This is a genomic window from Roseomonas gilardii subsp. gilardii (genome assembly GCF_023078375.1).
Taxonomy (GTDB): domain Bacteria; phylum Pseudomonadota; class Alphaproteobacteria; order Acetobacterales; family Acetobacteraceae; genus Roseomonas; species Roseomonas gilardii.
In genome coordinates, this window is record NZ_CP095554.1 from 2,661,530 (window position 1) to 2,685,000 (window position 23,471).

The 23,471-nt window shown below is 71.1% G+C and carries 19 protein-coding genes and 1 pseudogene (1 of these 20 cut by a window edge); 14 read left to right on the forward strand and 6 right to left on the reverse strand.

Features of this window, described 5'->3' with window-relative positions; translation table 11 throughout:
- Positions 1 to 18: 18 nt before the first annotated feature.
- Entirely contained in the window at positions 19 to 924 is a 906-nt protein-coding gene (locus MVG78_RS12095) for a methyltransferase domain-containing protein (protein WP_247551795.1), read from the reverse strand.
- A gap of 157 nt (positions 925 to 1,081) precedes the next feature.
- Between MVG78_RS12095 and MVG78_RS12100 the strand changes: the two genes are divergently transcribed.
- The 5 genes from MVG78_RS12100 (at position 1,082) to MVG78_RS12120 (ending at position 6,519) form a co-directional block, all read left to right on the forward strand.
- Entirely contained in the window at positions 1,082 to 1,933 is an 852-nt protein-coding gene (locus tag MVG78_RS12100) for a ComFC family protein (protein ID WP_247560421.1), read from the forward strand.
- Positions 1,934 to 1,973: 40 nt separating this feature from the next.
- Positions 1,974 to 2,231, forward strand: coding sequence for a glutaredoxin 3 (gene grxC / locus MVG78_RS12105; protein WP_247551797.1), 258 nt, complete (start codon positions 1,974 to 1,976; stop codon positions 2,229 to 2,231).
- A 198-nt stretch (positions 2,232 to 2,429) separates the two neighbouring features.
- The gene (locus MVG78_RS12110; protein WP_247551799.1) at positions 2,430 to 2,942 is read left to right on the forward strand and encodes a DUF1178 family protein; all 513 of its coding nucleotides are present in this window, start codon (positions 2,430 to 2,432) and stop codon (positions 2,940 to 2,942) included.
- Between the two features lie 42 nt (positions 2,943 to 2,984).
- Positions 2,985 to 5,408 carry a PAS domain S-box protein gene (locus tag MVG78_RS12115; RefSeq protein WP_247551801.1) on the forward strand — a complete coding sequence of 808 codons (2,424 nt, stop codon included), beginning with the start codon at positions 2,985 to 2,987 and terminating at the stop codon, positions 5,406 to 5,408.
- A 79-nt stretch (positions 5,409 to 5,487) separates the two neighbouring features.
- On the forward strand, positions 5,488 to 6,519 hold the full coding sequence (locus tag MVG78_RS12120) for a histone deacetylase family protein (RefSeq protein ID WP_247551803.1): 1,032 nt from the start codon (positions 5,488 to 5,490) through the stop codon (positions 6,517 to 6,519).
- A 57-nt stretch (positions 6,520 to 6,576) separates the two neighbouring features.
- On the opposite strand, the gene ubiG is transcribed toward MVG78_RS12120, so the two are convergent.
- Positions 6,577 to 7,308, reverse strand: a complete 732-nt coding sequence (gene ubiG, locus MVG78_RS12125; protein ID WP_247551805.1) for a bifunctional 2-polyprenyl-6-hydroxyphenol methylase/3-demethylubiquinol 3-O-methyltransferase UbiG — start codon at positions 7,306 to 7,308, stop codon at positions 6,577 to 6,579.
- A gap of 150 nt (positions 7,309 to 7,458) precedes the next feature.
- Between ubiG and MVG78_RS12130 the strand changes: the two genes are divergently transcribed.
- From MVG78_RS12130 to MVG78_RS12165, 8 genes are all read left to right on the forward strand, one after another.
- Positions 7,459 to 8,694, forward strand: a complete 1,236-nt coding sequence (locus MVG78_RS12130; protein ID WP_247551807.1) for an aspartate kinase — start codon at positions 7,459 to 7,461, stop codon at positions 8,692 to 8,694.
- Positions 8,694 to 9,776 carry an NAD(P)H-dependent flavin oxidoreductase gene (locus MVG78_RS12135; RefSeq protein ID WP_428480647.1) on the forward strand — a complete coding sequence of 361 codons (1,083 nt, stop codon included), beginning with the start codon at positions 8,694 to 8,696 and terminating at the stop codon, positions 9,774 to 9,776. Before MVG78_RS12130 ends, MVG78_RS12135 begins: the two co-directional genes overlap by 1 nt.
- Positions 9,777 to 9,854: 78 nt before the next feature.
- The gene (locus MVG78_RS12140; protein WP_247551809.1) at positions 9,855 to 11,018 is read left to right on the forward strand and encodes a helix-turn-helix domain-containing protein; all 1,164 of its coding nucleotides are present in this window, start codon (positions 9,855 to 9,857) and stop codon (positions 11,016 to 11,018) included.
- Between the two features lie 196 nt (positions 11,019 to 11,214).
- Positions 11,215 to 12,393, forward strand: coding sequence for a flavodoxin-dependent (E)-4-hydroxy-3-methylbut-2-enyl-diphosphate synthase (gene ispG, locus MVG78_RS12145; protein ID WP_247551811.1), 1,179 nt, complete (start codon positions 11,215 to 11,217; stop codon positions 12,391 to 12,393).
- A 371-nt stretch (positions 12,394 to 12,764) separates the two neighbouring features.
- Entirely contained in the window at positions 12,765 to 14,021 is a 1,257-nt protein-coding gene (gene hisS, locus MVG78_RS12150) for a histidine--tRNA ligase (protein WP_247551813.1), read from the forward strand.
- A 2-nt stretch (positions 14,022 to 14,023) separates the two neighbouring features.
- Positions 14,024 to 15,079, forward strand: a complete 1,056-nt coding sequence (prfA, locus tag MVG78_RS12155; RefSeq protein WP_247551815.1) for a peptide chain release factor 1 — start codon at positions 14,024 to 14,026, stop codon at positions 15,077 to 15,079.
- 18 nt (positions 15,080 to 15,097) lie between these two features.
- A complete protein-coding gene (prmC, locus tag MVG78_RS12160; protein WP_247551817.1) occupies positions 15,098 to 15,967 on the forward strand; it encodes a peptide chain release factor N(5)-glutamine methyltransferase in 870 nt (289 codons plus the stop codon).
- 333 nt (positions 15,968 to 16,300) lie between these two features.
- The gene (locus tag MVG78_RS12165) at positions 16,301 to 16,807 is read left to right on the forward strand and encodes a DUF4167 domain-containing protein (protein ID WP_247551819.1); all 507 of its coding nucleotides are present in this window, start codon (positions 16,301 to 16,303) and stop codon (positions 16,805 to 16,807) included.
- Between the two features lie 124 nt (positions 16,808 to 16,931).
- Here MVG78_RS12165 and MVG78_RS12170 read toward each other — a convergent pair whose 3' ends face one another.
- The 4 genes and pseudogenes from MVG78_RS12170 to MVG78_RS12185 form a co-directional block, all read right to left on the reverse strand.
- On the reverse strand, positions 16,932 to 17,717 hold the full coding sequence (locus MVG78_RS12170; RefSeq protein ID WP_428480648.1) for an amylo-alpha-1,6-glucosidase: 786 nt from the start codon (positions 17,715 to 17,717) through the stop codon (positions 16,932 to 16,934).
- 791 nt (positions 17,718 to 18,508) lie between these two features.
- A pseudogene (locus tag MVG78_RS22070) lies at positions 18,509 to 19,129 on the reverse strand (glycogen debranching N-terminal domain-containing protein); the annotation flags it as partial.
- Positions 19,130 to 19,368: 239 nt separating this feature from the next.
- Positions 19,369 to 20,421, reverse strand: a complete 1,053-nt coding sequence (locus MVG78_RS12180) for a glycosyltransferase family 4 protein (RefSeq protein ID WP_247551825.1) — start codon at positions 20,419 to 20,421, stop codon at positions 19,369 to 19,371.
- A 393-nt stretch (positions 20,422 to 20,814) separates the two neighbouring features.
- Positions 20,815 to 21,567 (reverse strand): MOSC domain-containing protein, encoded by a 753-nt coding sequence (locus MVG78_RS12185; RefSeq protein WP_247551827.1) that lies wholly within the window; start codon positions 21,565 to 21,567, stop codon positions 20,815 to 20,817.
- Between the two features lie 119 nt (positions 21,568 to 21,686).
- Here MVG78_RS12185 and clpB point away from each other — a divergent pair, with 119 nt between their 5' ends.
- Positions 21,687 to 23,471, forward strand: the 5' portion of a protein-coding gene (gene clpB / locus MVG78_RS12190; RefSeq protein WP_247551829.1) for an ATP-dependent chaperone ClpB. 813 nt of this gene lie beyond the right edge of the window; only the first 1,785 of its 2,598 coding nucleotides appear in the window; it begins with the start codon at positions 21,687 to 21,689; its stop codon lies beyond the right edge, outside the window.

Consider the following 23,471-nt stretch of genomic DNA (forward strand, 5'->3'; position numbering starts at 1 on the left):
GCTCGGATAATCCGGGGCTCAGCGCTTCCGGGTGCCGGGCGCCGCCTCGCCCAGGCCACGTTCCTCGGTGCCCAGCGCCTCGGCCAGCCGGACCGTGGCGCTGCCGGGCCGAGCGGGCTGCTGCTGGCTCGGCGCCGGGGCCCAGCCCGTCAGTGTCAGGAGGCGGAGGGTGACGGGCACCGGCTCGTCCGGCGCTCCCGCCGCCAGCCGCGCCAGGGCCGCCGGGAACAGGGCGCGCGGCGCCGGGCGCGGGTCCCGGGCCAGGATCGCGTTGCTTTCCCCCGCCGCGCGCAGGTCACGCAGCAGCGCGAGCGGCGAGCGGTAGGCGAGGCGGAGCGTTTCGGTATCCGCCACCGGCAGGGCGAAGCCCGCCCGTTGCAGCAGGGCCGCGCCATCCGACACCTCCGGAAAGGGCGAGACACGTGGCGAGACACCGCCGCGCAGTGCCTCCTCCTCGCTGGCCAGGGCCTCGCGCAGATTCTGCAGGGTGCCCAGCGCCGGCAGGCTGGCCAGGAACAGCCCATCCGGGCGCAGCGCGCGGCGGATCTGCACGAGGGCACCGGGGAGGTCGTTCACCCAGTGCAGCGACAGGCTGGCCACCACGAGATCGAAACTGCTCTCGGCGAAGGGCAGCCATTCCTCGTCCCCGGCGACGGCCAGCCCGCCGGCCTGCCGCGCCAGGGCCGTGGACAGGTCCATGGACACCACCTGCCCGATGCCCCGGTCCCGCAGCCGCGGCGCCACCACGCCCCGCCCGCCGAGGTCGAGGGCGCGGCCGAAGCGCAGGGTGATGTCGTCCAGCCGGTCCAGCAGCCGGTCGGCGGCTTCCTCCAGGATGGGGGCGACCTGTCCCTGGCTCGCGGCGGAGCGGTCGCGGCGGAGTCGGTGGAGGCGGCGGTCGAAGATCTGATGCGGCGCGGACATGCAGCGGCAGATGGCGCGAAGCGGGCCGCGGCGCCAGAGGGATATGTCATGGGGATACGTCATGGGGATACGTCATGGGGATACGTCATGGGGATACGTCACGGCGGAGCATGATGCGGCGCGGCCCCCGGGCCGGGCGCGGCGGCCGTTGATCGGGATGGAGCCGGCCCCCGCCGCCGTGGCCGGCCGCTGGCGGGGCTGGGGCCGCCTCGCGGGGCGGGTGGGGGAGGGGCTGCTGGATGCGCTGCTGCCGCCCACCTGCCTCACCTGCCGGGAGCCGGTGATGCGCCATGGCGCCTTCTGCCCCGACTGCTTCCGGGAGTTGCAACGGATCGGCGATCCGCTCTGCGATGGCTGCGGCCTGCCCTTCCTGCACGCGGAACAGGGCATGACGGTCGAGGGCATGGCGGACGGGGGCATGACGGACGGGGGCCGCCTCTTCTGCGCGCCCTGCGCGGAACGGCCCTTTCCCTTCGCCCGCGCCCGCGCGGCCTTCGTCTATGGGGAGGTGCCGAAGCGCCTGATCCTGCCCTTCAAGCATGGCGACCGCCCCGACCTGGCCCGCCCCATCGCGCGCGCCATGGCCCTGGCGGGAAAGGATCTGCTGGCGGAGGCCGGCATCCTGGTCCCGGTGCCGCTGCACTGGCGGCGCCTGTTGCGGCGCCGCTACAACCAGTCGGCCCTGCTGGCCCGGCACCTGGGGCGGCTCTCGGGGCGGCCCTGGCTGCCCGATGGGCTGCGCCGCGTCCGGGGCACGGCTTCCCTGGGCGGCCTCGGCATGGTCGGGCGGCTTCAGGAAGTGGAGGGAGCCTTCCGGGTGACGCCACGGGGGGGCAGGGCCATCGCCGGACAGCGGGTGCTGCTGGTGGACGACGTGCTCACCAGTGGCGCCACCGCCGCCGCCTGTGCCCGCGCCCTGCTGGCGGCCGGGGCGCGGGAGGTCGATGTGCTGGCGGTGGCCCGCGTCCTGCCCAGGGGATCATCGGAGAGCATGGATGGGTGGGGGTGACGGCTTGACCCGGAGGTCCGGCGGAACGAATTGAGGGGGCATGGCCAAGGTCGAGATCTTCACCACCCCCTTCTGCCCTTATTGCGCGCGCGCGAAGACGCTGCTGACGCGCAAGGGCGCCAGTTTCGAGGAATTCGATGCACCGCATGGTTCCGCGGCCCGCGAGGAAGCGGTCCGCCGCTCCGGCGGCCGCACCACGGTGCCGCAGATCTTCATCGACGGGCAGGCGATCGGGGGTTGCGACGACCTTTTCGCGCTGGACCGCGCGGGCAAGCTGGACAGCCTGCTGGCGGCCTGACCCGCCGCGCCCGGTGTGGCGGGCCGGCCCTGGCCGCTAAGCCGCACGGGTCCCTGCACGGGTCCCTGCACTGGCACTTGGCGGGGCCGGATGCCAAATACGGGTCTGGACAAGCGTATGGGCCCGCGGGTCCGGAATGCCGGTGCCCGGATGGAACGGGGCCGGCGCGGAGCTGACGGGGCCAAGAACGGGACAAGGATGATCCACTACCAGCTTCGTTGCGAAGGCGGCCATGAATTCGATGGCTGGTTCAAGGACAGTGCCGGTTTCGACAAGCTGGCCAAGGCTGGCCTCGTGGAATGTCCGGTCTGCGGCGGGACGCAGGTCAGACGCGCGCTGATGGCGCCATCGATCGCGAAGTCGCGGCCGGAAGCCATCCCCGTCCCGGACCAGGCCATCCCCGCCGCGCCCGTGCCGTCGCCGCCCGTCCCCGCCGCACCAAACGCCGCCTCCGGCCCCGCGACCCCGCCCGTGGCGGCGGGGCCCATGCCCGCCCAGGTCATGGCGCTGCTGCAACGCATCCGCGCCGAGGTCGAGCGCAACTGCGACTATGTGGGACGCGACTTCAGCGAGGAAGCGCGGCGGATGCAGGCGGGCGAGAGCGAGCGCCGCGGCATCTATGGCGAGGCCACGGAGGCCGAGGCCGAGGCCCTGCGCGACGAGGGCATCGAGATCGCCCGCATCCCCTGGGTCCCCCGGTCGGATGGCTGATATCCCGCCCTGGGACGAGGGCCGCGTCGCGGCACCCGGCTGATGGACATGCTGGATCGCTGGGGGCGGGACACCGGCTCCGCCCTGGTCGGCGACTTTCCCGATCCCGGCCTGCCTTTCCTGGCCGCCGCCGGCCATAGCCAGGCCGCCATGGTGCTGACCGATCCGTCGCGCCCGGACAATCCGATCGTCTTCGCCAACGCCGCCTTTCTCCAGATGACCGGCTATGCCGCCTGGGAGGTGCTGGGCCGGAACTGCCGCTTCCTCCAGGGGCCCGGCACGGACCGTGGCACGGTGGCCGCCCTGCGGGACGCGGTGCATGAGGCGCGGGACATCACCGTCGAGCTGCTGAACTACCGCCGGGACGGCACGCCCTTCCGCAACGAGGTCCATGTCGGCCCGCTGCGGGACGCGCAGGGCCACGTCCGCTACTTCCTGGCCACCCAGCACGACGTGACCGTGGCGCGCGACGTCGTCCGGGTCGAGCGGGCGCTGCGCGTCAGCGAGGCGAGCGCGCGCCTCGCGGTGGAGGCGAGCGGCCTCGGCACCTGGGACCTCGATGTCGCCCGCGGGGTGCTGCACTGGAATGCCGCCTGCCGGACCCTGTTCGGCCTGCCCCCGGATGACGGGCGGCCGCTGACCTATGAGGACAGCTTCCTCGCCGCCCTGCATCCCCGCATGCGCCCTCGGGTCCGGAAGGAGATGGAGAACGCCTTCTCCCCCGCCGGCAACGGCCGGCTGGCGACGGAGTTCCGGGTCATCGGGCTGGTGGACCGGCGCGAACGATGGCTGTCGCTGACCGGGCAGAGCTTCTTCGAGGACGGGCGCTGCGTCCGCTTCGTCGGCGTGGTCGGCGACACCACCGCGCGGAAGCGCGAGGAGGAGGCGCTGCTCCGCTCGCACGAGAAGCTGGAGGCCAGGGCCGAGCGCAGCAGCCGGGACCTGGACCGCATCTGGCAGCATTCCCGGGACATCATGGTGGTGATCCGCCAGGGGGCGCTGACGGCGGAGGCGGTGAACCCGGCCTGGGAGCGCGTCCTGGGCTGGCCCGCCGAGACGCCTTCCGGAGCCGGCATCCTGGCCTTCGTCCATCCGCAGGACATGGCGCGGACCCGGGCCCAGTTGGCGCGCCTGGCCGACGGCCAGGGGGTGGAGCATTTCGAGAACCGCATCCGGCACCGGGATGGCTCCTATCGCCGGATCTCCTGGAATGTCGTGCCGGACAGCGATTTCCTGCATGCCGTGGGCCGCGACGTGACGGCCGAGCGGCGGCAGGAGGAAACCCTGCGCCGGACCGAGGCCCAGCTCCGCCAGTCCCAGAAGATGGAGGCGATCGGCCAGCTCACCGGCGGCGTGGCGCACGACTTCAACAACCTCCTCCAGGTCGTGCTGGGCAATCTGGACATCCTGCAGCGCAGCCTGCCGGCCGAGGCGGGCCGGCTGCGGCGTTCGGCCGAGAACGCCGCCAGCGGCGCCCGGCGCGCGGCGGTGCTGACGCAGCGCCTCCTGGCCTTCTCGCGCCGCCAGCCCCTGGCGCCGCGCGCCCTGCGGGTGAACGGGCTGGTGGAGGGGATGTCGGACCTGCTGGCCCGCACCCTGGGCGAGACCATCTCCATCCGCACCGCCCTGGCGCCCGATCTCTGGCAGGTGGAGGCCGATCCGGGGCAGCTGGAGAACGCGCTGCTGAACCTCGCGGTGAACGCGCGCGACGCCATGTCCGGCGGCGGCCGGCTGGCGATCGAGACGGAGAACCTGACCCTTTCGGAAGCCATCACCCTCCGCGGCGAGGAACTGGGGCCGGGGCAGTATGTGGTGATCAGCGTGACCGACACCGGCACGGGCATGGACCAGGAGGTGATCGGCCGGGTCTTCGAACCCTTCTTCACCACCAAGCCGGTGGGGCAGGGGACGGGGCTGGGCCTGTCCATGACCTATGGCTTCGTCCGCCAGTCCGGTGGCCATGTGCGGATCTATTCCGAGCCCGGACTCGGCACCACGGTGCGGATCTACCTGCCGCGCCTGCTGTCGGCGAGCGAGGAAGCGGCACCGGAGGCGGAGTCCCCGCCCGCCGCCCGCGCCCGGCAGGAATGCATCCTGGTGGTCGAGGACGATGCCGATGTCCGGAGCTACTCGGTGGAGGTGCTGTCGGAGCTCGGCTACCAGGTGATCGAGGCGGAGGACGGGCCGGGCACGCTGCGGCTGCTGGAGGACTCGCCCTCCCTGATGCCGGACCTCCTCTTCTCCGACGTGGTCCTGCCCAACGGCATGAACGGGGCGGAGCTGGCAGCGCAAGCCCGCCTGCTGCGGCCGGCGATGAAGGTCCTCTTCACCAGCGGCTATGCCCGCGACGCGCTGACGCATCACGGCCGGCTGGACCCGGGCGTGGAGGTGATCGGCAAGCCCTTCACCTTCGCCGAGCTGGCGGCGCGGGTGCGCGGGGTGCTGGACGGGCCGCCGGGCCGTTGAGGGCCGGCCTTGCCGGGAACGGCCGGTGGCGGGAAGCTGCCGGACGGACACGGATGGGAACCGGCATGAAGGTCTCGGCATGAAGGTCTTTTGGGACGACCGGCAACTGGCGCATGCGCCGCGCTTCTTCCTGCAGCGGGGGCGGCTGCGGCCGCATTTCGAGGTCCCGGCCCGGGCGGAGGCGCTGCTGGCGGCCTGCCGGCGCATGGGGCTGGAGATCGCCGCCCCGGGGGAGACAGATGCCACCGCGCTCGGCACGGTGCATGCCCCGGACTACCTGGACTTCCTGCGCGGCGCGCTGACGGAATGGGAGGCCATGCCGGGCCATGGGGAGGAGGCGGTGCCCAACATGCACCCCTCGCCCGAGATGCTGGCCCAGGGCGCGCGCCGTTCCGCCACGATCATCGGCAAGACCGGCTGGTACACCGCCGACACCTCCTGCCCGATCGGGCCGGGGACCTGGGAGGCCTCCATGCTGGCGGCGGCCGGCGCCCTGGCCGCCGCCGAGGTGGCGGCGGAGGGCGGGGCCGCCTATGCGCTGGCGCGGCCGCCCGGGCACCATGCCTATGCCGCCCGGGCCGGCGGCCACTGCTACCTGAACAACGCGGCCCTGGCGGCGGAACGGCTGCGCGCGAAGGGCGCCGGCAAGGTCGCCGTGCTCGACATCGACAGCCACCACGGCAACGGCACCCAGGGGATCTTCTGGGAGCGGGACGACGTGCTCTTCGTGTCCGTCCATGGCGATCCGGACCGCTACTACCCCTGGTATGTCGGCCATGCCGACGAGCGCGGCGCCGGCCAGGGCGCGGGTTTCAACCTGAACCTGCCGCTGGCCCTGGGCAGCGGCGACCCGGAATGGCTGGAGGCGATCGGCACCGGCCTGGGCGCCATCCGGGACTTCGGCGCGGAGGCGCTGGTCATCAGCCTGGGCTTCGACGCCTCGAAGGACGAGCCGCTGAACGCGCTCTCCGTCACGGAGGACGGCTTCGCCCGGGCCGGCGAGGCCATCGGCGGCCTGCGCCTGCCCACCGCCATCGTGCAGGAGGGCGGCTATGCCGTGGAGGTGATCGGCGGGCTGCTGGAACGCTTCCTGACCAGCTTCGGGCGCTGAGGCCCGATGGGGAGGACCCGATGGGGAGAACCCGGCGGGGAGGCCCAATGGGGAGGCTCAGTCCTTCCCCGCCATCAGGATGTAGTTCACCCCGACATCCCGCGTGGCCTTCCAGCGGCGGCCGAGCGGATCGAAGCCCATCCCGGAAATATCCTCCACCCGCAGCCCGGCCTCGCGCAGCCCGGCCCCCAGCTCAGCCGGGGTGATGAAGAGCTTCCAGTCATGGGTGCCGCGCGGCAGCAGCCGGAGCATGTACTCCGCCCCCAGCTTCGCCATCAGGAAGGCGCGCGGCGTGCGGTTCAGCGTGGACAGGAAGACGGCGCCGCCGGGGCGTGTGGCGCGGGACAGGGCGGCCAGGAAGGCTAGCCGCTCCTCCGGCGCCACATGCTCGATGACCTCCAGCGAGACCACCGCATCCCATTCGCCGGAGAGTTCCTCGGGCCGGGCGGCGCGGTAGTCGATCTCCAGGCCGGACCGGGCGGCATGGGCCCGCGCGGCTTCCAGCGCGGCACCGGCCGCGTCGATGCCGGTGACGCGGGCGCCCCGCCGCGCCAGCGCCTCGCTGGCCAGCCCGGCGCCGCAGCCGACATCCAGCACCCGCAGGCCGGACAGGTCCTCGCCCGAACCTTTCCCCTGATGGCCGAGGCGCCGCGCCAGCCGCTCCGCCACCCAGCCGCAGCGGAGCGGGTTCATGGCATGGAGGGGCGCCATGGGGCCGCGCGGGTCCCACCAGCGCTCCGCCAGCGCATCGAATTTCGCGATCTCCTCCGCCCTCGCCGTGCCGGACATGCGATTCTCCCCAGGGTGCTGTGATGGTGCCGTGATGGTGTCGTGGCGCGGACGAGGTTGCAGCCATCCGCCGCGCCCGGTATCTGTCCCGACCCTTCGCGGCGCGCAACCGCCGCCGCTCCTTAGCAGAACCGGAAAACGCCCGGCGCCATGGCCCGTATCGTGATGAAGTTCGGCGGCACCTCCGTCGCCGACCTGGACCGTATCCGCAATGTCGCCCGCCGCGTGAAGCGCGAGGTCGAGGCCGGCAACGAGGTCGCCGTGGTGGTCTCCGCCATGTCGGGCGTGACCAACCAGCTGGTGAAATACTGCACCGACCTGTCGCCGCTGCACGATGCGCGGGAATACGACGTGGTCGTCGCGACCGGCGAGCAGGTGACGACCGGCCTCACCGCCATCGCCCTCCAGGCGGAGGGGGTGGACGCCCGCTCCTGGCAGGGCTGGCAGGTGCCGATCCGCACCGATGGCGCGCATGGCAAGGCGCGGGTCGAGGAGATCGACGGCTCGGCGCTGATCGAGCGGATGAAGGCCGGGCAGGTGCCGGTGATCGCGGGCTTCCAGGGCATCGGCCCGCGGGAGCGCATCACCACCCTGGGCCGCGGCGGCTCCGACCTCTCGGCCGTGGCCGTGGCGGCGGCGGTGAAGGCCGACCGCTGCGACATCTACACCGATGTGGACGGCATCTACACGACCGATCCCCGCATCGTGCCGCGCGCCCGCAAGCTGGAGCGCGTGAGCTTCGAGGAGATGCTGGAACTGGCCTCCGTGGGGGCCAAGGTGTTGCAGACCCGCTCGGTCGAGCTGGCGATGAAGCAGAAGGTGCGGGTGCAGGTTCTGTCCTCCTTCGAGGACAAGCCGGGCTCCCTGGTGGTGGACGAGGACGAGATCGTGGAACAGCCCGTTGTGACCGGCGTCGCCTATTCGCGCGACGAGGCGAAGATCACCCTGCGCCGCCTGCCGGACAAGCCCGGCATCGCGGCCCATGTGTTCGGCCCGCTCTCGGCGGCCAATGTGAACGTGGACATGATCGTCCAGAACCTGGGTGCTGACGGCACCACGGACATGACCTTCACCGTGGGCAAGACCGACCTGCCCCGCGCGCGGGAGACGCTGGAGAACGCCCGTTCCTCCATCGGCTTCGACGCCATCCTGACCGATCCGGAGGTCGCCAAGATCTCCATCGTCGGCATCGGCATGCGCTCCCATGCCGGCGTGGCGGCCACGATGTTCAACACGCTGGCCGAGAAGGGGATCAACATCCAGGTCATCTCGACCTCGGAGATCAAGACCTCGGTGCTGATCGGCGTGGAATACACCGAGCTGGCGGTGCGCGCCCTGCACACGGCCTACGGGCTCGACGCGCCGGCCGAGAAGGCGCGGGCCTGATGCTCGCCCCGTCCCCCACCGTTCCGCCGGCCGAAGGGGGCACCGATTCCACGGTGCCCGCCGGGGCCTTCGCCGAACTCGACCGGCTGATGGCGCGGGGGGCGGGCTTCCTGGGCTCCCGCTGGGCGATCCTGGGCGGCGCCATGTCCTGGGTCAGCGAGCGCAACCTGGTGGCGGCACTGAGCGAGGCCGGGGCCTTCGGCGTGCTGGCCTGCGGCGCCATGGAGCCGCCGCGGCTGGCCGAGGAGATCGCCGCGACCCAGGCCCTGACGGACAAGCCTTTCGGCGTGAACCTGATCACCATGCATCCCCGGCTGGAGGAGCTGGTGCAGGTCTGCCTGGACGCGAAGGTGGGCCATATCGTCTTCGCCGGCGGCATCCCGCCCGGCCCCGCGATCCGCAAGGCCAAGGATGCCGGCGCCCGGGTGATCTGCTTCGCCCCGGCCCTGGCCCTGGCGAAGAAGCTGGTCCGCTCCGGCGCCGATGCGCTGGTGATCGAGGGCTCCGAGGCCGGGGGGCATATCGGCCCGGTCTCCCTGAACGTGCTGGCGCAGGAGATCCTGCCGCATATCCGGGACGTGCCGGTCTTCGTGGCCGGCGGCATCGGGCGGGGGGAGGCGATCCTGTCCTATCTGGAGATGGGCGCCGCCGGGGCGCAGATCGGCACCCGATTCGTCTGCGCGACGGAATGCGTGGCGCATCCGAACTTCAAGCGCGCCTTCATCCGCGGCGCGGCACGTGACGCCCTGCCGACCGTGCAACTCGACGAGAGCTTCCCCGTGATCCCCGTGCGGGCCCTGCAGAACGCGGGCACCAGGCGGTTCCTGGAGCATCAGGCGGAGGTGATCCGCCGCTTCCGGGCCGGGGAGCTGAGCAAGGAGGCCGCACAGCTCGACATCGAGCATTTCTGGGCCGGCGCGCTGCGCCGGGCGGTGGTCGATGGCGATGTGGAGAACGGCTCCCTGATGGCCGGCCAGTCGGTCGGCATGGTGGCGCGGGAGGAGCCGGTGGCGGCCATCCTGGCCGAGATCATGGCCCAGGCGGCGGCGGCGATCGCCGCGCGGGGGCCCGCCCGCCCGTGAAACCGGGGCTGGGCCGGGGGGTTTGCTCCGCCGCAAGCTGCGGGATAGGGTCGTTTCTTGCCCGATGACATGACGCCTATGGCCAGAACAGTGGAACCGACCGCCCTCGACACCTCCGGGGTGGGAGCAGAGCTTCGCGACGCCCGCCTGGCGATCGGCGCGACGATCGAGGACATGTCCGAGCATCTCCGCATCAGCCGCCGCTATCTGTCGGCGCTGGAGGAGGGACGGACGCGGGATCTTCCGGGGCCGACCTACGCGCTCGGCTTCGTGCGGTCCTATGCCCAGTCCCTGGGCCTGGACGCGGAGGAGCTGACCCGGCGCTTCCGCGACGGGGCCGGGGCGGCGGCGAAGCAGCGCACCGACCTCGTCTTCCCGGAACCCGTGCCCAAGCGCGGCGTGCCCGCCGGCGCGGTGATCCTGATCGGCGCCGTGCTGGCGATCGGCAGCTACGTGGCGTGGTGGCAGTGGAGCGGCTCCGGCGACCGGAGCGTGGATCAGGTCCAGCCACCGCCGCGCCAGTTGGAGGAAGCCGCCGGGACGGCGCCCCACCCCGCCGCGCCCGTGCTGCCGCCGACCCTGGGGCAGGTGGTGCCGGCCACGCCTCCCGCCGGCGGGCATAATCCGGGCCAGACCCCGAATCCCGCGACCGGACAGCCTGCCCCGGCGGCAGCGCCGGCCCCGGTCCCGGGGCCGGCCGCCTCCACGGCCACGCCCCCCGCCCGGACGGGCACCCCGATCCCGGCCCAGGCGCCCATGGCCGCCCAGCCGGGAACGGTCCCCGGAACCGCGCCCGGCACGCTGGCGCAGCAGGCCCCGGCCTCCGCGCCCCGTCCGGGCGTGCCTCCGGCCCCGCAGCCTTCCCAGCCCGCGACCGCCGAGGCGCCCGCCGCCCCGGCTCCGCCTCCGCTGGCCGCGCCGGTCACCCCCACCACACCCAACCAGGCCGATGGCCAGGGCCGCATCGTGCTGCGCGCCGCGCCTGGACCAGGAGAGGGCTCCTGGGTTCAGATCCGGGCGAAGGGGGCCAGCCGCCCGCTGCTCAGCCGCCTGCTCCGGCCGGGCGAGACCTATACCGTGCCGGCGGGCGAGGGGATGACCCTGACCACCGGCAAGGCCGACGCGCTGGAGATCATCGTGGACGGACAGCCGAGCCCCTTCCTGGCGGGCCGGACCAATGTGGTGCGGGATATCCCGCTGGACCCCGACCGGCTCCGCAATCCCGCCCCGGCGGGCGGCTGACCCGCCGCCCGGCCTCCCCGGGGGCCGGAGAGGGGCGTGACATTCCGGTGAAAGTCGCGCGCCTCCCCCGCCGGTCATGGCCGCCCCGGCCCCCGCGCGCCCCGCCAAGGCTTGGCCCCCGCCCTGGCTCCTGCCATATCTTGGCCGTCCGAACAGTCTGAACCGACTATTCCCTGCCGGCCGCACAGGAATTTCCATGTCCTACCGTCCCTACCAGCAGATCCTGCGTCGCAAGTCCCGCCAGATCCGCGTGGGCAACGTGCTGGTGGGCGGGGATGCGCCGATCTCCGTCCAGACCATGACCAACACCCCCACCGAGGATGCCGAGGCGACCATCGCCCAGATCCGCCGGGCGGAGGTCGCGGGGGTGGACATCGTCCGCGTCTCCTGCCCGACGCCGGAAGCCACGGCGGCGCTGCGCGAGATCACCCGCGAGGTGAACGTGCCGGTCGTGGCGGACATCCACTTCCACTACAAGCGCGCCATCGAGGCGGCGCAGAACGGCGCTGCCTGCCTGCGCATCAACCCGGGCAATATCGGTTCGCCGGAGCGGGTGAAGGAGGTCATCAAGGCCGCCCGCGACCATGGCTGCTCCATCCGCATCGGCGTGAATGCGGGCAGCCTGGAGAAGCACCTGCTGGAGAAGTATGGCGAGCCGAACCCGGAGGCGCTGGTGGAAAGCGCCCTGTGGCACGCCGACCACCTGCTGCAGAACGGCTTCGACGAGTTCAAGATCAGCGTGAAGGCGTCCGACGTCTTCCTGGCGGTGGCGGCCTATACCGCCCTGGCGGAGGCCTGCGACCACCCGCTGCATGTCGGCATCACCGAGGCGGGCGGCAAGCGCGCCGGCACCGTGAAGTCCTCGATCGGCATCGGCAACCTGCTCTGGGCGGGGATCGGCGACACGATCCGCGTCTCCCTCTCCGCCGAGCCGGAGGAGGAGGTGCATGTCGGCTGGGAGATGCTGAAGACCCTGGGCCTGCGGCACCGTGGCGTGAAGATCATCTCCTGCCCCTCCTGCGCCCGCCAGGGCTTCAACGTGATCCAGACCGTGGCCACGCTGGAGGAACGCCTCGCCCATATCGAGGTGCCGATGAGCCTCTCGATCATCGGCTGCGTGGTGAACGGGCCGGGCGAGGCGCTGATGACCGACCTGGGCGTCACCGGCGGCGGCAATGGCCGCCACATGGTCTATGCCGCCGGCAAGACCGACCACACGGTCGAGAATGGCGACATGATCGAGCACATCGTCGGGCTGGTGGAGGCCAAGGCCGCACAGCTCCTGGCCGAGAAGAAGGCCGAGGCCGAGCGAAACGGGCAGGAGAACGCCCAAGGGAACGAACGCGGCCACGAAGCGCCCCAGGCGGCGGAATAGGCCGCCCTCGCGGTCCGCGGGAAAAGCCCAGGCGCCAATTTATGCTGGATTCTCAACCGCGTATCGGATAACTTCCGCGCATCGGGGGGATCGCCGCGCGCCTGCCCCCACCGATGGCCTTAAAGCGGTAAAACCGTAAAATCCTTAAAGCGATAAAAACCGGCCTCTCCCGCCTCCGGTGCGCGATCACCGCGTCCTGGCGGGGAGGAGGCCCGGCGCGCAGCCCGTTCATGCCCCACTCGCAGAGGGTGTCCGTCACCGCGGAATCCCCCTTCCGGGCCGGCAGGCCAGGGGCCGCGCGGGCGGGGCGGGAAGCGTCCCGCGCACCATCTCTCGCCCTCTGCCGCGAGCGGTGGTAACTGCGCCGGATCATGGCCTCCCAGCTTCAGCCCGCCCGCGGCACGCGCGACCTCATCGGCGAGGATTTCGCCCGGCACCACCATGTCATCGCCACGGCGCGCCGCGTCGCGTCGCTCTACGGCTTCGAGGAATGGGCGACGCCCGTCTTCGAGGACACGCGGGTCTTCTCGCGCTCGCTGGGCGAGACCTCGGATGTCGTCTCCAAGGAGATGTACACCTTCCCCGACCGGGGCGGGGAAAGCCTGACGCTGCGGCCCGAGGGCACGGCGGGCGTCTGCCGCGCCCTGGTCTCCAACGGGCTGACGCAGGGCAACCTGCCGCGCAAGGTCTTCTATGCCGGGCCGATGTTCCGCTACGAGCGGCCGCAGAAGGGCCGCTACCGGCAGTTCCACCAGATCGGCATCGAGATCCTGGGCGCGGCCGAGCCGCTCTCGGATGCCGAGGCCATCGCCTGCGGCTGGCACATCCAGCAGGAACTGGGCATCGCCGAGGGCACGGTGCTGGAGATCAATACGCTGGGCGACACGCCGTCGCGCGAGGCGCACCGGGCGGCGCTGGTGGCCTATTTCACCGGGCACAAGGACAGGCTCTCCGCCGACAGCCTGGTGCGGCTGGAGAAGAACCCGCTCCGCATCCTCGACAGCAAGGACCCGGGCGACAAGGCGCTGGTGGGTGATGCCCCTTCGATCCACGACCACCTGACCGAGGCGGCGCGGACGCATTACGACGCGGTGCGGCGCTATCTGGACGGGTTCGGCGTGCCCTACCGGGTCAACCCCAACATCGTGCGGGGCCTGGACTACTACAGCCACACCGCCTTCGAGTTCGTGACCGAGCGGCTGGGTGCCCAGGGCACGGTGATGGCCGGCGGCCGCTATGACGGGCTGGTCGAGGAAATGGGTGGGCCGCACACCCCCTCGGTCGGCTGGGCGGCGGGGATCGAGCGGCTGTCCATGCTGATGGAAGGCACCCCCGAGGCACCGCGCCCGGTGGCCGTGATCCCCGTGGGCGAGGCGGCCGAGGCGGCGGCGATCGCCGCGATCCAGGCGCTGCGCCGGGCCGGGCTGGTGGCCGAGATCGCCTACAAGGGCAACACCAAGCGCCGCATGGAACGGGCCAACAAGCTGAAGGCCCGCGCCGCCGTGCTGATCGGCGAGGAGGAGCTGGCGCGCGGCGTGGCGCAGGTGAAGGACCTCGATGCCGGCACGCAGCGGGAGGTGCCGCTGGACGCGCTGGCCGCCGCCCTGCTGGAGATGGGCGAGGGCTGACCGTGGCGCTGCCGGAGAAGCTGGACCGCCTCCTGCTCCGTGCCGAGGAGATCCGCCACGCGCTGAACACGGCGGATGGCGGGCAGATCGGCGCCCTGACCCGGGAATTGTCGGAGCTCGACCCGCTGGTGGAGAAGGTGACCGCCCTGCGGAGCGCCGAGCGCGCGCGGGATGAGGCCGAGGCGCTGCTGGCCGATCCGGAGATGCGCGAGCTGGCCGAGGCGGAGTACCAGGCACAGCGGGAGGCGGTGCCCGTGCTGGAGCATGAGATCCGCCTCATGCTGCTGCCGAAGGATGCGGCCGACGAGCGTTCCGCCATCCTGGAGATCCGCCCCGCCGCGGGAGGGGACGAGGCCGGTCTCTTCGCCGCCGAGCTGTTCCGCGCCTATCAGCGCTATGCCGAGTCGCGCCGCTGGCGCTTCGAGGTGCTGGACTATGACGAAAACGAACTCGGCGGGGTGAAGGGCGCCAGCGCCGAGATCGCGGGGCAGGGGGTCTTCGCCCGGCTGAAGTTCGAATCCGGTGTCCACCGCGTCCAGCGCGTGCCGGCCACCGAAACCCAGGGCCGCATCCATACCTCGACCGTCACGGTGGCCGTGCTGCCGGAAGCGGAGGAGGTGGATGTGCAGATCGACGAGAAGGACCTGCGGATCGACACCTACCGCGCCTCGGGCGCCGGCGGGCAGCATGTGAACAAGACGGACAGCGCCGTCCGCATCACCCACCTGCCCACGGGCGTCGTGGTGGCGATGCAGGAGGAGCGCTCGCAGCACAAGAACCGCGCCAAGGCGATGAAGGTGCTGCGCGCCCGGCTCTATGACGCGCAGCGCACCAGCCTCGACGCCACCCGCACCGATGCGCGCCGGGCCCAGGTCGGCACCGGCGACCGCAGCGAGCGCATCCGCACCTACAACTTCCCCCAGGGGCGGGTGACGGACCACCGGATCGGCCTGACCCTGCACAAGATCGACCGGGTGATGCTGGGCGAGTTCGACGAGATCATCGATGCCCTGATCGCCGAGGACCAGGCGGCCCGCCTGGCGGCCCAAGGGGAATAGGTGGCGAGTGGCCGGGGCATGAGCGCTTCCTGCGCCGATCCGGAAGGCTCGGTCGGTGCCTTCCTGTGCCGGGCGGGGCAGCATCTGCGCGCCGCCGCCATCCCCCAGCCGCGGATGGAGGCCCGGATGCTGCTGGCCCATGCCATGGGGGCGACGCAGGATGCCCTGCTGCGCGATCCCCGCGCGCCCGTGCCGGAGGAGGCCGCCCTGCGGTTCGCGGAGATGCTGCGGCGCCGCCTGGACGGGGCGCCGATGGCCTACCTCACCGGCCACCAGGGTTTCTGGACGCTGGACCTCGCGACCTCCCCGGACACGCTCATCCCCCGCGCCGATACGGAAACGCTGATCGAGGCGGCGCTGGAGCTGTTCCCGCAGCGCGGGGCGGTGCGGCGGGTCCTTGATCTCGGCACCGGCACCGGGGCGATCCTGCTGGCGGCGCTGGCGGAGTTTCCGGACGCTTTCGGGGTGGGGGTCGATCTCGTGCCCGGGGCCGCGTCGCTGGCCGCGCGGAATGCCCATCGCAACGCGCTCGGGGAGCGCTGCGCCTTCCTGGCCGGGTCCTGGGCGGAGGCGCTGTCGGGGCGCTTCGACCTGATCCTGTCCAACCCGCCCTATATCGAAAGCGCGGCCATCGCCGGGCTGATGCCCGAGGTGGCGCGGCACGAACCGCTCTCGGCCCTGGATGGCGGTCCCGACGGGCTGGTGGCCTATCGTGCCCTGGCCACCTGCCTGCCACGCCTCCTGGCGCCGGAGGGCCGGGCTGTGCTCGAACTCGGCCAGGGGCAGGAGCCGGCGGTCGCCGCGCTGATGCGCGATGCGGGGCTGCGGGTGCCGGGGGCGAAGCAGGATCTGGGCGGCATCGCCCGCGCCCTGGTGGTGGCCCCCTGATCTCACCCCTGGAAAAGCGGGGCGCGGCCTCCCACCTGCGCACCAACCGGCATCGTTTCCCGCGCGGCGCATGGCACCCTTGCCATGGCAGCTGCCGGTTGCCCGTCATGGCCCCGAAAAAAGGGTTGGCGGGACCGGGCGCCGCCGTTAGGTTGCCCTGGCGGACCCTGCGGACCTCAAGAGGCGTAAGCAGGTTGTCACGTTCGGTGCTCCAGGTGGCAAATCCACCAGCCGGCGTGCCGCGTGGGAAGAGAACCACCATCGCTAGTCCAGCCGGCGGAGCACGCAGATGCCCCCGGCCGGCTGCAGCATGAGAGTGCGAACACGACACCCATGAATATGAAGCGCATGCGCGGCCGTGGCGGCCACCGTCACAGCGGCGGCGGCCAGGGCGGAGGCGGGGGCGGCGGCAATTTCCGCCACAGCGGCCAGCAGCCGATGAACCGGAACCATGTGTTCGACTCTTCCGGACCGGATATGCGGATGCGGGGCACCGCCCAGCAGCTTTTCGAGAAGTATCTCCAGCTCGGCCGCGACGCGACCGGCTCCGGCGACCGCGTGATGGCGGAAAGCTATTTCCAGCACGCCGAGCATTACTTCCGCATCCTGAACGCCATGACCCAGGCGCAGCAGCAGAACCAGCCGGGCGACCGGCAGGGCGGCGATCGCCAGAATGGTGACCGTCAGAATGGCGACCGCAATGGCGACCGGCGCCGCTGGCAGAACAATGCCGGTGCCGACGACCAGGGTGGTGAGCCGGGCGAGGGCGCCGAACAGGGCCTCAACGGCCATTCCGACAGCGACGACGCCTCGGATGAGCCGCGCCATCCCATCCAGTGACGCTAGGCCGGGCCATCCGATGGGAGGCCCGGCGACGCGGGGCGGCTGACCCCGCTTCCTGATCCCTTCCGCCTTTCCCTGGCTCGCCCGTTCCGCCGGGCAGGGCTCCCGAGGGGCATGACGGTCAGGTGATGACAGCCACCTCGACATGGCCGCGCCGGCCCAGCACGTTCAGCGACACGCTGCCATCGGTGCCGTGGCGACGCAGCCGGACATCGACGCTGGCATCGTTCAGCGTCAGGTTGTCGATGCGCAGCTCCTCCAGCCAGGGCGGCAGGACCGGATGCAGGAAGCGGATCACCCGCAGCTCCGGCCGGAAGGAGATCCCCAGCATGGCGCCGATCACCGCGAAAGCGCTGGCGGCGGCCCAGGCCTGCGGCAGGCAAGCGACCGGGTAGGCGGTCGGCCCCTCGGCATCGATGCGCGGGAAGCCACAGAAGAGTTCCGGCAGGCGCTTCATGTCCACGGCAAGCGCCGTGTCGAAGAGGCCGCTGGCAAGCCGTTCCAGGGCCTCGTTCATGCCATAGCGCTTCAGCCCCATGGCGATCAGCGCGTTGTCGTGCGGCCAGACGCTGCCGTTGTGGTAGGACATCGGGTTATAGCGGGCCTCGCCTTCCGCGATGGTCCGGATGCCCCAGCCGCAGAAGGATTTCGGATCCAGCAGGGTCTCGGCGAGTTGCGCCGCCCGTTCGGGCAGGGCGAGGCCGGTCAGCAGGGCATGGCCCGCATTGCTGTTGCGGACGCGGCAGGGGCGGTTCTCCCCATCCAGTGCCAGGGCATAGGTGCCGAGATCCTCGCACCAGAAGAGACGGTCCACCGTGTCCCGCAGCGCATCCGCCCGCGCCAGCCAGCCCCGCGCGGCATCCTGCTCCACGCCCAGCAGGCCAGCCAGGCTGGCCGCCCCCGCCACGCGGCCTCGGCATAGGCCTGCACCTCGATCAGCGCGATCGGCGCGTCGGCGAGGCGGCCATCCGCGTGGAAGACGCTGTCGAAACTGTCCTTCCAGCCCTGGTTGACCAGCCCGTTCACCGAACGGCGGTCATAGCGCAGCAGCCCGTCATCGCCCGCCCCGCCATGAGCCGCCATCCAGCCCAGCGCCTTGACGATGGCTGGCCAGATCTCGCGGATCGTCGCGAGGTCGCCGGTGCGCTCCGCATAGGCGGTGGCGAGCACCACGAAGAGCGGCGTCGAATCGACCGAGCCGTAATACTGGCCGAAGGGGACTTCCCCCAGTGCCGCCATCTCGCCACGCCGCATCTCGTGCAGGATCTTGCCCGGCTCCGCATCCCGCTTCGGGTCCAGCGTTTCCGCCTGATGCGCGGCCAGGAAGCGCAGCGTCCCGCGGGCCAGGAAAGGGTCCGCCCAGAGGCATTGCAGCGCCGAGATCAGGCTGTCCCGCCCGAAGGGGCAGGAGAACCAGGGGATGCCGGCATAGGGGAAGGGGCCCTGGGGCATGCTGGTGGTGAGCATGGCCAGGTCGGCCTGGGAGCGGTGAACCCAGTCGTTGAAGGCGGCATTGGAAGTGTGGACCATGGCCCGTTCCTCCACCCGGCGCATGGTCCAGCGCCGCAGACTGTCCAGCAGCGTCTCGAAATCCGGTACCGGCTCCGGCACGCGGTCGTCGCGGAGGCAGCGGATGGTCACGCCGAGATGCCAGGATTCACCGGGCTCCAGCGCCAGCTGCCAGATGCTCTCGCGGCCCTGGTTGTGGGTCGGCCGGGGCTCGAAGATCAGGTCGGTGTTGCGGGTGACGCCGTCCAGGCCAGTATAGCCGAGGCGGATCCCGGCCTCGGTCTCGGCCACGGGATGCCTTTCGCCGCGCCGGGCGCGCTTCATGCCTCGCACCTCGAAGATGTCGGCGAAATCCGCGGAATGCGTGAGCGAGATCTCGAAGCGCAGCGGCTTGTCACCGAAATTCTCGATCTCCAGCTGCTCCTGCACCACCCCTGAGCCCAGCACCATCTTCCGCTGCAGGTGCAGAGTGTCCCGCTTCAGCACCGTCCCGTCGGTCAGGTGCAGGTCGGGGTTGGTCATGTTGATGGACAGCAGCGCGTTGTCCTGGCTGACCGCCGAGGAAAGCAGCAGCGGCCGGATGCCGCACAGCCGCAGCGACATGCGCGACAGGTGGCGGGCATCGTCGTGGAACAGGCCCTCCGCCGTGTTCCCGATCGCCTGGGCATCGCCGTAATGGTCCAGGACCAGGAAGGTATCGCCGCATTTCAGCGTCCGGGGCCGGTAGAGGCTCAGGGCCGTGGCGGCGGTGGCGGCGATCGCCCATTCCCCTTCCGTGTTGACGACGGATGGCGCCGGCGAGTCGTTCATGCTGTCTCTGCCCCTGTTGCATTCTGCGGAAGCGCCATTCCTGGATCATGCCCGATGGGATGGACCGTAGGCTTCCCCCGGCCAGGAGCCGGGGGAGGGACCGGAAAGGAACGGGAAAAGGCAGCCCGGCCCCACCCGGACTGCCTCAACTTCCACTTGCAGGGTACAGTTTCCCGGAAGCAGCCGGCGCCTGTCCAGGGGGACGTGCGCCGCGCCACATTCCGTTTCAGAAGCGCTGCTCAGACGGCCCGGAGGACCGCCGGGCGCTGCTGCGCGATCATGCCGTGATAAAGGGCGAGATGGTCCTCGGCCATGCGGCGGGCGGTGAAGCGTTCCTCGAAGCAGGCGCGCACCTTGCGGCGGTCCAGTTCCCCCAGGCGCTTCACGGCGGCCACGGCGTTCACCTCGTCATGGACGATGAAGCCGGAACGGCCGGGATCGATCACCTCCGGCACGGAACCGTGGCTGAAGGCGATGACCGGCGTGCCGCAGGACATCGCCTCGATCATCACCAGGCCGAAAGGCTCGGGCCAGCAGATCGGCATCAGCAGGGCGCGGGCCTTGCCCAGGAAGGCAGCCTTCTCCTGCTCGTTGATCTCGCCGATGAACTCCACCCCGGGGCCATCCAGCATCGGCTTGATGACCTCGTCGAAATAATCCCTGTCGGCGCGGTCTACCTTGGCGGCGATCTTCAGCGGGATGCCGGCCGCGCGGGCGATGCGGATCGCCGCGTCCGGGCCCTTCTCCGGCGAGATGCGGCCGAGGAAGGCGAGGTAGCCGCCCTCGCCCTCGCCATAGGGTAGCAGGTCCCTGGGCAGGCCGTGCAGGATGGTGCCCGCCCAGTTCACATTCTTCAGCGGACGGCGCTGCGAGTCGGAGATCGAGATGAAGGGCGCCCGGGGATAGGCATCCACCAGCGGCTGCAGTTCCTTGAGGTCGAGGCGGCCGTGGAAGGTGGTGACATAGGGCGTGTCCCGCTCCCGCATCACGGGGAGCTGGAAGTGGTCGATGTGGAAATGCACGATGTCGAACTGGTCGAGCATGTCCACTACACGCGTCACCGCGAGCACATGCGGCGAGACGGGGTCACGCGATTCCGGGTCCAGCCGCAGCGCCATGGGCACAACGGCTTCCAGGTTGGCGCTGGTGATGCTGTCGCCGGAGGCGAAGAGGGTCACGTCATGCCCCATCGCGACCAGTTCTTCCGTCAGGTAGGAGACGATACGCTCGGTTCCCCCGTACAGCTTGGGGGGCACGGCCTCAGCGAGCGGGGCCACCTGGGCGATTCGCATTCTCGAAGTCTCTCCTCGATACGGTCCGATGCAGGACAGGTCCGCTGGCGAGGCTCGGAAGCCGCCCCGGGCCGGGTGGCCTCAGACTCCGGGCGGTCATTTCGCATAAGCGAAGAACCGCCCGCCGGGTTTCGTCCCGCACGATGGTGCCGTGCAACAGGACACAGTTGCGCCTCGTCTCTGGACGCCATCAGGGCCGCATTGCGGCGTTTTCGTGGCGGCCCGGGAACGGATCGGTCCCGGGGCCTATCCGTGAAGCGTCAGTCGAAGCCGGCGATCCCGTCAGGAGAGGCCATGGACCGGGGCAGGACTTGCCGGCCGGAACCGGCACCGCAGCCCATCCCCTTGATCCATATGGGTTCGCGTTGCGGCATCCGGCAAGGGAGGAGGAAGTCAGACCGGCTCCAGGGAATCGCCCACCGCCACACGGCCGCCTTCCAGCACGGCGGCATGCACGCCCAGATCCGCATGGCCGAAATGCTCCCGGAGCAGGCGCGGCACGTCGCAGTCCCGCTCGCCGGTCTCCAGATCCACCTGGGTCGCCGGGCAGCGGACCGTGCGCTTGAAGACCTCCAGCCGAGCGCCGCCGAGCAGGACTTCCTGCCCCAGCCAGGCGAACTCGGCCCAGGCGGGCAGGCCGGAGAAATAGATGTTGGCGCGGAAGCGGAGCGGATCGAGTCGGCGGCCGATGGCGTCCTCCAGCGCCCGCAGGCTGGCCAGGTTGAGCAGGGAGACGCCCTTGCGCTTCTGGTCGGTGAAGGCGTGGCCCGGTGCCTCGACGAATCGGAGCTGGCCACGCGCCTCCGCGCCCAGGAAGCGGGTCACGAAGTCGGAGAGCGTGGCGCGGCCCTCGGCGGTGCGGGTGGATGCCGCGACCCGGTCCTCGCCGGGGCCCCGGATCACCAGGATACCGGAGCGGGAATCGAAGGCGCTGTGCAGCAGGGCCACCCGGGCATTCGCCATCAGGCAGGCGAAGTTCTGCTTGGGCAGGAAGCGCGGCGCGGCCTCGTCGAAGGGCGCATCGCCCTGCGCCAGGGCGAAGCGGCGATCATGCGGGATGACCTCGCCTTCCGCCAGCGTCACTTCCTCCAGGCTCTCGGCACTTAGCCCTTTGACCGGGTAGCGATAGAGATGTTCGATGCGCATGACGGCTAACCTCTTGAACTCCCTCTTCGAGCGTTACCACATCGGAGGCATCAACGGCGCCCCCATTGCCTGATCAGGGGTGAGAGGTGCCGGTCGCCTCAAAGGAGGGGCCATAACAGATGGATATCGAGAAGCTTACCGAACGCGCGCGTGGATTCCTCCAGGCCGCGCAGACCATCGCGATCCGCGAATTCCACCAGCAGATCACCCCGCAGCACCTGCTCAAGGCCCTGCTGGACGACGAGGAGGGCGCGGCTGCCGGGCTGATCCGGGCCGCCGGCGCCGATCCCGTCGCCGCCAAGCGGGAGGTGGATGCCGAGGTGGCGCGCCTGCCCGTGGTGAAGGGCAGTGGCGCCGGGCAGCCGCAGGTGACGCCGGAACTGGTGCGGGTGCTCGACACCGCGCAGCAGCAGGCGACCAAGGCGGGTGATGCCTATGTGGCGCAGGACCGGCTGCTGGTCGCCCTGGCCGGCAGCGACACCGCTGCCGGGCGGGCGCTGAAGCAGGCCGGCGTGACCACCAAGGCGCTGGAGGCCGCGGTGACGCAACTCCGCAAGGGCCGCACCGTGGACAGCCCGAGCGCCGAGCAGAATTTCGACGCGCTGAAGAAATATGCCCGCGACCTGACCGCCGCGGCGCGGGAAGGCAAGCTCGACCCGGTGATCGGGCGCGACGAGGAGATCCGCCGCTCGATCCAGGTGCTTGCCCGGCGCACCAAGAACAATCCGGTGCTGATCGGCGAGCCCGGCGTCGGCAAGACGGCGATCGTCGAGGGGCTGGCACTGCGCATCGTCAATGGCGACGTGCCGGAGGCGCTGAAGAACAAGCAGGTTCTGGCGCTCGACCTCGGCGCGCTGGTGGCCGGTGCCAAGTACCGTGGCGAGTTCGAGGAGCGGCTGAAGGCCGTGCTCTCGGAGATCGAGGCCGCGGCGGGCGAGGTCATCCTCTTCATCGATGAGATGCACACCCTGATGGGCGCGGGCAAGGCGGATGGCGCGATGGACGCGGCCAACCTGCTGAAGCCTGCCCTGGCGCGCGGCGAGTTGCACTGCATCGGCGCGACCACCCTGGATGAGTACCGGAAGTATGTGGAGAAGGACGCGGCCCTGGCCCGTCGCTTCCAGCCGGTCTTCGTGGGCGAGCCGAGCGTGGAGGACACCATCTCCATCCTGCGCGGCATCCGGGAGAAGTACGAGCTGCACCATGGCGTCCGTATCGCGGACTCGGCCCTGGTGGCGGCGGCGACGCTCTCGAACCGCTACATCACCGACCGATTCCTGCCGGACAAGGCGATCGACCTGGTGGACGAGGCGGCCTCCCGCCTGCGGATGCAGGTGGACAGCAAGCCGGAGGAACTGGATGAGCTCGACCGCCGCCTGATGCAGTTGCGCATCGAGCGCGAGGCGCTGAAGCGCGAGACAGACACGGCCTCCCGCGACCGGCTGGAGAAGCTGGAGCGCGAGATCGCCGATCTGGAGGAGCGCTCCAACACCCTGACCCAGCGCTGGCAGGAGGAGAAGGACAAGCTCAACAGCGCCCAGAAGGCCAAGGAGGAACTGGACCGCGCCCGGACCGAGGTGGAACTGGCGCAGCGCAAGGGCGATTATGCCCGGGCCGGCGAGCTGATGTACGGCGTGATCCCCAAGCTGGAGGCGCAGATCGCTCAGGCGGGCGATGGCGGCCAGTTGGTGAACGAAGCCGTGACCGAGGAAAGCATCGCCCAGGTGGTGAGCCGCTGGACCGGCATCCCGGTGGACCGGATGCTGGAGGGCGAGCGGGCCAAGCTTCTCCGTATGGAGGACGAGCTGCGCAAGCGGGTCGTCGGCCAGGAGGAGGCGCTGGAGGCGGTGTCCAAGGCGGTGCGGCGTGCCCGCGCCGGGTTGCAGGACCCGAACCGGCCGATC